The 10,500-nt window shown below is 70.8% G+C and carries 10 protein-coding genes; 8 read left to right on the plus strand and 2 right to left on the minus strand.

Features of this window, described 5'->3' with window-relative positions; all coding sequences use genetic code 11:
* Positions 1-14: 14 nt before the first annotated feature.
* Both P1P70_RS10660 and P1P70_RS10665 read left to right on the plus strand, forming a co-directional pair.
* Entirely contained in the window at positions 15-1,031 is a 1,017-nt protein-coding gene (locus P1P70_RS10660) for a Gfo/Idh/MocA family oxidoreductase (protein ID WP_319236505.1), read from the plus strand.
* Positions 1,028-1,900: a sugar phosphate isomerase/epimerase gene (locus P1P70_RS10665; protein WP_319236506.1), complete on the plus strand. Its 873-nt coding sequence runs from the start codon at positions 1,028-1,030 to the stop codon at positions 1,898-1,900. Before P1P70_RS10660 ends, P1P70_RS10665 begins: the two co-directional genes overlap by 4 nt.
* Before the next feature lie 3 nt (positions 1,901-1,903).
* Here the strand turns inward: P1P70_RS10665 and P1P70_RS10670 are convergent, their stop codons facing one another.
* On the minus strand, positions 1,904-3,202 hold the full coding sequence (locus P1P70_RS10670; protein WP_319236507.1) for a cytochrome P450: 1,299 nt from the start codon (positions 3,200-3,202) through the stop codon (positions 1,904-1,906).
* Positions 3,203-3,222: 20 nt separating this feature from the next.
* Positions 3,223-4,578: a glutamine synthetase family protein gene (locus tag P1P70_RS10675; RefSeq protein WP_319236508.1), complete on the minus strand. Its 1,356-nt coding sequence runs from the start codon at positions 4,576-4,578 to the stop codon at positions 3,223-3,225.
* A 173-nt stretch (positions 4,579-4,751) separates the two neighbouring features.
* Here P1P70_RS10675 and P1P70_RS10680 point away from each other — a divergent pair, with 173 nt between their 5' ends.
* From P1P70_RS10680 to P1P70_RS10705, 6 genes are all read left to right on the plus strand, one after another.
* Positions 4,752-4,940 carry a ferredoxin gene (locus P1P70_RS10680; protein WP_319236509.1) on the plus strand — a complete coding sequence of 63 codons (189 nt, stop codon included), beginning with the start codon at positions 4,752-4,754 and terminating at the stop codon, positions 4,938-4,940.
* Between the two features lie 70 nt (positions 4,941-5,010).
* Positions 5,011-6,189: an NAD(P)/FAD-dependent oxidoreductase gene (locus P1P70_RS10685; RefSeq protein ID WP_319236516.1), complete on the plus strand. Its 1,179-nt coding sequence runs from the start codon at positions 5,011-5,013 to the stop codon at positions 6,187-6,189.
* Between the two features lie 14 nt (positions 6,190-6,203).
* Positions 6,204-7,016: an acetoacetate decarboxylase family protein gene (locus P1P70_RS10690; protein WP_319236510.1), complete on the plus strand. Its 813-nt coding sequence runs from the start codon at positions 6,204-6,206 to the stop codon at positions 7,014-7,016.
* Between the two features lie 127 nt (positions 7,017-7,143).
* Positions 7,144-8,604: an aldehyde dehydrogenase gene (locus tag P1P70_RS10695; protein ID WP_319236511.1), complete on the plus strand. Its 1,461-nt coding sequence runs from the start codon at positions 7,144-7,146 to the stop codon at positions 8,602-8,604.
* The gene (locus P1P70_RS10700; RefSeq protein WP_319236512.1) at positions 8,597-9,517 is read left to right on the plus strand and encodes a 3,4-dihydroxyphenylacetate 2,3-dioxygenase; all 921 of its coding nucleotides are present in this window, start codon (positions 8,597-8,599) and stop codon (positions 9,515-9,517) included. Before P1P70_RS10695 ends, P1P70_RS10700 begins: the two co-directional genes overlap by 8 nt.
* Positions 9,514-10,359, plus strand: coding sequence for a fumarylacetoacetate hydrolase family protein (locus P1P70_RS10705; protein ID WP_319236513.1), 846 nt, complete (start codon positions 9,514-9,516; stop codon positions 10,357-10,359). Before P1P70_RS10700 ends, P1P70_RS10705 begins: the two co-directional genes overlap by 4 nt.
* Positions 10,360-10,500: the final 141 nt, after the last annotated feature.

The following is a 10,500-nucleotide window of genomic DNA, read 5'->3' on the forward strand; positions in this document are numbered from 1 at the left end:
CTAAGGAAACGACCATGACCGTACGTGTAGGCGTCATCGGCGCCGGCTGGATCGGCAAGGAACACATCCGGCGCCTCACCGAGACCGTCACCGGGGCCCGGGTCACGGCGGTGACCGACATCGACGCCGTCCGCGCCGAGGAGGCCGCGGCCCCGGTCGGGGCCCGGGTGCTGCCCGACGGCGCGGCCGTCATCGCCTCCGACGAGGTGGACGCCGTCCTCGTCACCTCGTGGGGCCCCACGCACGCCGAGCACGTGCTGACCGCGATCGCCGCCGGGAAGCCGGTGTTCTGCGAAAAGCCACTGGCCACGACCGCCGAGGACTGTCTGCGGATCGTCGAGGCCGAGTCGGCGTCCGGGCGGCGGCTGGTCCAGGTCGGCTTCATGCGCCGCTACGACGCCGGCTACCGGAGGATGAAGCAGGTCATCGACTCCGGCCGTATCGGTGAACCCCTGATCGTGCACTGCGCCCACCGCAACCCGACGGTCCCGGAGTCGTACACGTCCGCCATGGCCGCGCTGGACACGGCGGTGCACGAGGTGGACGTACTGCGCTGGCTGCTCGACGACGAGATCGTGTCCACGCAGGTGGTGACCCCGCGTCCGACCAGCAGGCGGTTCCCCCACCTCAAGGACCCGCAGATCATGCTCTTCGAGACCGCGAAGGGCGTCCGCATCGATCTGGAGGTCTTCGTCAACTGCCGGTACGGATACGACATCCAGTGCGAGGCGGTGGGCGAGGAGGGGCTGGTCCGGCTGCCGGACCCGGCAGCGGTCGGTCTGCGCACCGCCGGACAGCACAGCACGGAGGTGCTCACGGACTGGGTGGGCCGTTTCGCGGACGCGTTCGACACCGAGTTCCGTGAATGGATCGCGGGCGTCGCCTCCGGCGCGGAGCCCAGCGGACCGTCCGCCTGGGACGGCTACGCCGCCACCGTCATCACCGGCGCGACCGTCGAGGCCCTGGAGTCCGGCCGAGTCGTCGCCACCGGCCTCAAGCCCCGTCCCGCCTTCTACGGAGGTGCCGCGTGAAGATCGCCCTAGACCCGTACATGTTCCGGGCGCTGCCCATCGACGACATGGTGCGCACCGTCGCCGAACTCGGCTATGAGTACATCGAGTTGTCGCCGCGTGACGACTTCATGCCGTTCTTCCTGCACCCCCGGGCGGACGACGCCCGGATCGCGGAACTGAAGAACTCCCTGCGCGCGCACGGCGTCCAGCTGTCCTCCGTGCTGCCGCTGTACAAGTGGTCCTCACCGGACGAGACCGAGCGTCAGGCGGCCGTACGCTACTGGAAGCGGATGATCGAGATCACCGCTGACCTCGGCTGCCCGCTGATGAACTCGGAGTTCAACGGCCGTCCCGAGCGTGCCGCCGAGAGCGAGGCCGCGTTCTGGCGCTCGCTGGAGGAACTGCTGCCGCTGTTCGAGCGGGAGGGCATCGCCCTGAACCTGGAGGCGCACCCGGACGACTTCTGCGAGGAGAACACCCCGGCCGTCGACCTGGTCCGCGCGATCGACAGGCCCTGGGTGAACTACCTCTACTGCGCGCCGCACTCCTTCCACCTCTCCGGCCCCTCCGAGGTCGGCGCGGACATCGCGGCGATGATGCGGTACGCCGGCGACCGGCTGAAGCACGTCCACATCGCCGACTCCTTCAACCACAAGGGCTCCAGCGGGCTGCGCTACATCCTCAACCCGCCCGGCACGACCGCCCGGATCCACCAGCACCTGGACGTCGGCCAGGGCGAGGTGGACTGGGACGCGTTCTTCGGCACCCTGCGCGAACTGGACTTCGACGGGGTGGCCACCGCCTGTGTCTTCGCCTGGGAGGAGCGGGCGAAGGAGTCGTCCGCGGGCATGCTGGAGCGCATCACCAAGGAGCTGGGGTCCCGCTGACGCTCAGGCGAGGGTCACCTCGACCGGCAGCTTCTTGATTCCGTTGACGAAGTTCGAGCGGACGCGCGGGACGTCACCGACCAGGCGGATGTCGGCCAGGCGCGGGATCAGCTCCTCGAACATGATGCGGATCTCCGTGCGGGCCAGCAGGTTGCCCAGGCACAGGTGCGGGCTGCCCTTGCCGAAGGTGACGTGGTCGTTGTCGGCGCGGGCGACGTCGAGGTCGTAGGGGTTGCCGAAGACCTCCTCGTCCCGGTTGCCGGAGGCGTACCACATGACGACCTTGTCGCCCTCCTTGATCCGCTTGCCGCCGAGTTCGACATCACGGGTCGCGGTGCGGCGGAAGTGGTAGACCGGGGACGCCCAGCGCAGGAACTCCTCGGTCGCCACCGGGATCAGGGACGGGTCCTCCTGGAGGCGGGCCAGCTGCTCCGGGTGCTGGAGGAGGGCCAGCATGGAGTGGGTGATGGTGTGGCGGGTGGTCTCGTTGCCGGCGACGACCAGGAGCAGGAAGTAGTTGTCGAAGTCCTGCGCGGAGAGCGGGACGCCGTCGCGGGGGGTGGCGTTGACGAGCTTGGAGACCAGGTCGGTGCCGTCGCCGCCGCGTCGCTGCCGGGCAAGTTCGCGGCCGTACTCGAAGACTTCGAGGGAGGCGGGCGAGCGGAACGGCAGATGCCGGTACTGCTCGCTCTCCGCGCTGTTCAGCAGGACGTCCGCGTAGTCGGGGTCGGTGTTGCCGATGATGCGGTTGCCCCAGTCGATGAGCTTCTGGTTGTCCTCCGGAGGGACGTCGAGCAGCCGGGCCAGGACGTTGATGGGGAAGTCGGCGGAGACGTCGGCGACGAAGTCGAAGGTGCCCTTGGCGAGGGCCGCGTCGAGGGTGGTGGCGGTCAGGCCGCGCAGGAAGTCGGTGTAGCTGTTGATGACGCTCGCGCCGAACTGGCGCTGGATCACGCTGCGCAGGGCGCGGTGGCGGACGCCGTCCAGTTCGAGGATGGAGGCACGGGTCCTGATCTGGTCCTCGTCGACCTCCTCCAGGTTGACGAACCTCGTCGAGGTGAAGGTCTCGGCGTCCCGGTCGACGCGGGCGATGTCGGCGTGCCGGGTGACCGCCCAGAAGCCGGAGTTGGGGGCCTCCTCGGGCTGCCAGTGGACCGGGTCCCGGTGGCGCAGGGTGTGGAACATGCGCCACGGGGTGACGCCGTCGGTGAAGTTGTCGAGGTCGGCGAGGTCCACGTCGTCCAGCGGCATGGGTTCCTGCACGGCCTCGCGCACGGAGGCGGGGCGGGCTGAAGTGGTCATGGTGGGGGTGCTCCCAGGCGTCACAGGTGGTAGGCGTACTCGGTGAACTCCCAGTCGGTGACGTGCCGTTGGAAGCGTTCGACCTCGTCGCGCTTGTAACTGAGGTACGAGGTGGTGAAGGCCTTGCCGAGGATCTCGGTGAGGGCGGTGTCCGCCTCCAGGGCGTCGAGGGCGGCGGAGAGGTTCATCGGCAGCACGGCCGACCTGGCGGTGTCGTAGCCGTAACCCTCCAGCGGGGCCGGGGGTTCCTCGCCCGCGCGGACGCCGAGCAGCGCGGCGGCGATCGTGCCCGCGATCAGCAGGTAGGGGTTGGCGCCGGCATCGCCGAGGCGCAGTTCGAGCCGGGCTCCGGCCCCGCGCTCCGGCGGGATGCGGACCATGGCGCTGCGGTTGTCCAGGCCCCAGTCGATCAGCCAGGGGGCGAGGGTGTCCGGGCCGAAGCGTTTGTAGGAGTTGACCGTCGGGTTGGCGAGGGCGGCGAGCGCCGGGGCGTGGGCGAGGACTCCGGCGATGGCGTGGCGGGCGGTGTCGGAGAGTCCGTGGCGGCCGGCGGGGTCGTCGAAGGCGTTGCGGCCGTTCTCGTCGTCGCAGGACAGGTGGAGGTGAAAGCCGGAGCCGCCGGCGTCGTTGAACGGTCTGGCCATGAAGGTGGCGAGACGGCCCTCCTTGCGGGCGAGTTCCTTGACGGCGGCCTTGAAGCGGAAGGAGCGGTCGGCGGCGGAGAGGGCGTCCGAGTGCGTCAGGTTGATCTCGAACTGGCCGCCGTCGAACTCGTGGTTGCCGTTGGTGACGCCGATGCGCAGGTCGCGGAGGTGGCGCAGGGTGCGCAGCAGGTGGTTGTCGGGGTCGGCGCGCAGACCGGCGGTGTAGACGGCGCCGGTGGCGCCGGAGTAGCGCTTCCAGCCGCTCGGGGATCCCGGGTCCGGGTCGCAGAGGAAGTACTCGAGTTCGGGGCCGACCACCGGGCGCAGACCCTGTTCGGCGCAGCGGGCGAGCACCGAGCGCAGCAGGTCGCGGGGCGACTCGGGAGCGGGTGCCCCGGTCGCGGGGTCGATGCTCTCGCCGAGACAGGAGGCCACTCCGGGCTCCCAGGGGAGGGCGACCAGCGTGTCGAGGTCGGGGCGCACATGGATGTCGGGCAGGCCCGCGTCCAGGCCTCCGGCCACGGGGACGACGTCCCCCTGGGGTGAGGTGTGGTAGACCGCCCGGCAGAAGGCGAGCCCGTGCTCGCAGGCCGTCGGCAACTGGTCGAGCAGCACGTCCCGGGCCCGGTCGGTACCGATCAGATCGGGGTAGGTCACCCGGACCACGTCGATGCCCTCGGCGGCCAGCCGCTCCTGGTGCTGCCTGACGGCCGGTGTTTCGGATGCGCTCACCGTTGTCTCCTCGACGACTGAGGGCGTTTGTTTGGTGCCAAACGATATGAACGGGCGGAGCGGCCCGCAAGGGGCCCGGACCAAAAAATTATCCACCTGGACAGGTATTGACCAGAGGTGTGCCGCTTCCTATGTTGTTTGGAGTCAAACGAGCCACGTCAGGAGGACCGGCCATGAAGGTCGTCGTCGACATGAACAAGTGCCAGGACCACGGACAGTGCGTCTTCGCCGCCCCCGACGTCTTCCAGCTCGACGGGAACGGGCGTCTGGCCTACGTCAGCGACCCCGACGACGCGCTCCTCGACGAGGTCGAGGAAGCCGCCGACGTCTGCCCCCTCCAGGCCATCCGGATCGAGGGCTGAGCCCATGACGGCGACAGGTGCCGAGGCGGGCACGGCGCAGGGGACCGCGCAGGAGACAGGGCGGGGCCGTGTGGTCGTCGCCGGCGCCTCCATGGCCGGGCTGCGCGCAGCCGAGCAACTGCGCGCGGCGGGCTGGACCGGGGCGATCACCCTCGTCGGCGACGAACCGCACATGCCCTACAACCGGCCCCCGCTCTCCAAGGAGGTGCTTGCCGGGAAGGCGCCCTTCGAGTCGCTGGCCTTCCGCCCCCGCGCGAGCGTGGCCGACGTGGAGTGGCGGCTCGGCACCAGGGTCGTCGCCTCCCGCCTCGACGAGCGGACCGTCGTCCTCGACGACGGGTCGCCGCTTTCGTACGACGCACTGGTCGTCGCCACCGGTATGCGTCCCCGGCGGCTGTCCTGTCCCGGCCCGCTCGCCGGCCGGCACACCGTCCGCACCCTCGCCGACGCGCAGGGCCTGCGGGCGGAGCTGCCCCGGCCAGGAGCGCGGGTGGTCGTGGTCGGGGCCGGGTTCATCGGCTGCGAGGTGGCCGCGACCGCCGTGGGCCTCGGAGTCTCCGAGGTGACGGTCGTCGACCCGCTGCCGCTGCCCATGGTCGGCCCGCTCGGCGCACTGCTCGGGCAGGCGCTGCTGCGGCGGCACGAGGAGCGCGGGGTGCGCTTCGCGCTCGGTGCCGGAGTCGCCGGGTTCGAGGGCGAGGACCGGGTCACGGGCGTGGTGCTCGCCGACGGGACCGTACTGCCCGCCGATGTGGTGGTGGAGTCGGTCGGCTCGCTGGCGAACACCGAGTGGCTGGGCGGCAACGGCCTCGACCTGACCGACGGAGTCCTCACCGACGAGCAGCTCCGGGTCGGCGGCCGGCCCGAGGTGGTCGCGGTCGGCGACCTCGCCCGCTTCCCCAACGCCCGCTACGACGGCGTACCGCGCCGGGTCGAGCACTGGTCCATCCCCACGGACACCGCCAAGCACGCGGCGAAGGTCCTCACCGGCGCCGAGACCGCGCCGTTCGCGCCGCTGCCGACCTTCTGGAGCGACCAGCACGACTTCCGGCTCCAGTCCTTCGGCGCGCCCGTCCTCGGCAGGGACGACGTACGGGTCATGGACGGCGACCCGGCCGGGGACGTCCTGGTCGGCTACCACCGCGACGGACGGCTGGTCGGGGTCGTCGCCCTCGGCGGCCCCGCGACCGTGTCCACCGCCGCCCGCTACCGCGCCGAACTGCTCAAGCAGCCCGCCCTCACCTCGTAAGGACCTTCCTGACCATGACCAGTGTCCGTGGATACTTCCACCCCAAGACGGCGAGCGGAGCCTCGTCGCTGATTCCGTCGCCGCCGTGGCACTACTCGGGCGACCTGCTCACCGTCGAGTACCGCACGGATCCGGCGCGGGTGCGTGAACTGCTGCCCGAGCCACTGGAGTTGGCCGACGAGGACCCCGGTGCGGTCGCGCTGATCTGGGCCGACTGGCAGTCCTGCTCGGCGTCGGGGGCGGAGCTGCTCGACCCCGTGCTCTCGCAGTACAAGGAGGCCTTCGCGGTCGTCCGCTGCCAGTACAAGGGGCGGACGTACTCGCGCTGCGTCCACATCTGGGTCGACAAGGACTTCGCGATCGCGCGCGGGCTGCACCAGGGGTATCCGAAGAAGCTCGGGTCCATCCACCAGACGCGGCCGCATCCGTACGGGCCCGCCCCGCGGATCTCGGCCGGGGCCCGGTTCGGGGCGACCCTGGCCGCGGCGGACCGGAGGCTGGCCCAGGCGGTGGTGACGCTGCGGGAGCCGACGGAGACGAACGGGTTCGTGAACGCGCATCCGATGGCGCACCACCGGTGGCTGCCGTCGATCGAGACCGGGAAGGGGCTGGCGCTCGACGAGTTGATCGAGACCGGGGCGGCGTCCTTCGAGGCGGGTCAGGCGTGGGTGGGGGAGGCCGAGCTGGAGTTGTTCGAGGCGCCGACGGAGGAGCTGGCCCGGCTGTCGGTCGAGGAACCCATCGGCGCGTACTACCGGCAGGTGGGGGTCGTCTGGGACGGCGGGCGGTTGTTGGAGTCCGGGACGTCCGAAGCGGCTGCCGAGTGAGGTACGTGGGCGGCTGCGGGTTGCTCGTGGCTGGTCGCGCCCACGCGGCGGAGCCGCACATCGATACAGCCCCGCGCCCCTGAAGGGGCGCGGCCGTTCCCCTCTTCGTACATCTGGAGCCATCCTCATGTCTGAGAAAATCGTCGTCGCCGGAGTCTCCGTCGACACCCGGCACTGGATCGGTGGGCGGCGGGTCGCCTCCGCCGGGACCTTCACCGATGTCTCCCCCGTCGACGGCCGTGTCCTCGGCGAGATCGCCCGAGGTGGGCCCTTGGAGGTCGAGGCCGCCGTCGCCGCCGCCCGGGAGGCGTTTCCCGCCTGGGCCGCCACCTCCCGCGCCGAACGCGCCCGGATCCTGCACGCCGTCGCCGACGGGGTCGAGAAGCGGCTCGAAGAGCTGGCGATCGTCGAGACGAACGACAACGGGGCGTTGCTGCGGTCCCACCGGCGGGGTGTCATGCCCCGCGTGGCGCACAACTTCCGGTTCTTCGCCGACTGGCTGCTGACGCTGGAGCACGAGGACTTCGAGACGCGCGGCCACACCAACCACGTGAGCTGGGACCCCGCGGGGCCCTCCGTGCTGATCACCCCGTGGAACGCGCCGCTGATGCTGGCCACCTGGAAGGTCGCCCCGGCCCTGGCCGCCGGCAACACGGTGATCCTGAAGCCGGCCGAGTGGACCCCGCTGACCGCGTCGCTGCTGGCGGACATCGCCGCCGAGGCGGGGCTGCCCGCCGGGGTGCTGAATGTCGTGCAGGGATACGGGTCGGAGATCGGCGACGCGCTCACCTCGCACCCGGACGTCCGGCGGATCAGCTTCACCGGGTCGGTGCCGACGGCCAAGCGGATCGCCGCGTCGGTGGCACCCAACCTCACCCCTCTCAGCCTCGAACTGGGCGGCAAGTCACCGCTGTTGGTGTTCGCCGACGCCGATCTGGACCTGGCGGTGGACCTCGCGGTGGAGCAGTACGACAACGCCGGGCAGGTGTGCCTGGCCGCGACGCGCTTCCTCGTCGAGGACTCGGTGGCCGAGGAGTTCACCCGGCGGTTCGTCGAGAAGGCGGGCGCCCTGCGGCAGGGCGATCCCCGGGACGAGGCCACCGACATCGGGCCCAACATCCACCCCCGGCAGCTGGAGAAGATCGACGGGTTCGTGCGCCGGGCCGTCGCGGCCGGGGCCCGGGTGGTCATCGGCGGGCACCGCAAGGACGGCCAGTACTACGCGCCCACCCTGCTCACGGAGGTCGCGCAGGACTCGGAGATCGTGCAGGAGGAGGTCTTCGGTCCGGTGCTGACCCTGCAGACCTTCACCGACGAGGACGAGGCCGTACGGCTCGCCAACGACACCCGCTTCGGGCTGGCCGCCACTCTCGCCACCGGTGACCCCGAGCGGGCGGCACGGGTCACCGAGCGGCTGGTCGCGGGAACGGTGTGGGTGAACTGCTTCTTCGTACGCGACCTCCAGGCGCCCTTCGGCGGCTCCCGTCAGTCCGGGGTCGGCCGGGAGGGCGGCTCCTGGAGCTTCGACTTCTACTGCGACCTGAAGAACACCGTGACCGCACCGAACGGATGGAACAGCCATGGGTGAGATCGTCGGGGCGGGACTCCTCGCTCACGTCCCCACCATCGTCCTGCCGGAGGCCGACCGGCTGGAGCTCAACGAGGGCAAGGAGATCACCCTCGTCACCGGTCTGCGGCAGCTGCGCGAGGACGTCTTCGACCGCGACGACTACGACACCGTGGTCGTCCTCGACTCGCACTGGGCGACGACCGTCGAGTTCGTCGTCGCCGCGCAGGCCCGCCGCGCCGGGCTCTTCACCTCCGAGGAGCTGCCGCGCGGGATGTGCCGGATGCCCTACGACTTTCCCGGCGACCCCGAACTCGCCCTGAGCATCGAGAAGTTCGCGGACAAGCACGGCACCTGGATCACCGCGATCGAGGACGAGTACCTGCCGATCTACTACGCCACGATCAACCTCTGGAAGTTCCTCGGCGAGGGCCTGCCGGACAAGCGGTGGGTGACCATCGGGGTCTGCCAGACCGGGGACATGGAGGACCATCTGCGGCTGGGGCGGGCGCTCGCCGACGGTATCGCCGCCACCCCGGGGCGGCGGGTGCTGATCATCGCCTCGGGCGCGCTGTCGCACACCTTCTGGCCGCTGCGCGAGCTGCGCGACCACGAGGCCAGCGATCCGGTCCACATCTTCACCCCGGAGGCCCGCGAGGCCGACGAGGAGCGGATCGCCTGGTTCAAGGAGGGCCGGCACGACAAGGTCCTCGACACCATGGACGCGTTCTGGAAGTTCAAGCCCGAGGCCAAGTTCTTCCACTACCTGATGATGGCGGGCGCGCTGGGCGAGCGGGCCTGTGCCGCCAGGGCCCGGCAGTACGGGGAGTACGAGAACTCCGTCGGTACCGGTCAGGTCCACCTCTGGTTCGACCGCCCCGCAGGCGGCTGGACCTCCCCCTCTCCCCGACTCCCCCAGGAAGGCCTGTCATGACCGAGTACCGCCGCATCCTCCTGGACGGCGCCACCGTCCAGGTCACCGTCGACGGAGACGAACTCGTCGCCGGGGACGGCCGCCGCGTCAAGATCGAGGAGGCGCACCACCTTCCGCCGGTGGTGCCGTCGAAGATCGTCGCCGTCCACCTCAACCACCGCAGCCGGGTCGACGAGTTCCGGATCGACCTGCCGGAGACTCCGACCTACTTCCACAAGCCGACCTCCTCCCTCAACTCGCACAAGGGCGCGATCGTCCGGCCCGACGGCTGCAAGTGGCTGAACTACGAGGGCGAGGTCGCCATCGTCATCGGCAGGACGGCCAGGAACATCGCACCGGCCGAGGCGGGCGCGTACATCGCCGGCTACACGGTCGCCAACGACTACGGCCTGCACGACTTCCGTGACACCGACGCCGGTTCGATGCTGCGGGTGAAGGGCTCCGACACGCTCTGCCCGCTCGGCCCGGGCCTGGTCACCGACTGGGACTTCCACGGCAAGCGGCTGCGGACGTACGTCAACGGCGAGGTCGTCCAGGATGGTTCGACGGACGAGATGAAGTGGGACATGCACTACCTCGTCGCCGACATCGCCCGCACCATCACGCTGTACCCGGGGGACGTGCTGCTCTCCGGCACCCCGGCAAACTCCCGCCCCGTACAGCCCGGTGATGTGGTGGAGGTGGAGGTGGAGGGCCTCGGCCGGCTCACCAACCACATCGTCACCGGCCCCACCGCCGTCCGCACCGACGTCGGCGCGCAGCCCACCGAGTCCGAGGAGGTCCTCTCCACAGCACTCGGCGGCGACTGGGAGTTCCGTGGCATCCGGCCGCCCCGGCGGTGACCTCGCGGCGGGGGTCGGTGGTTCCGGCCGCCCCGACGGTGACCTCGCGGCGGGGGTCGGTGATTCCGGCCGCCCCGGCGGTGACGATGCGGCGGGGGTCGACGGTGCCTCCGGCGGCCCGGGCGGTGGTGTCCCGGGGCG

The organism is Streptomyces sp. MB09-02B (assembly GCF_033794485.1).
In the GTDB taxonomy this organism is placed as follows: domain Bacteria; phylum Actinomycetota; class Actinomycetes; order Streptomycetales; family Streptomycetaceae; genus Streptomyces.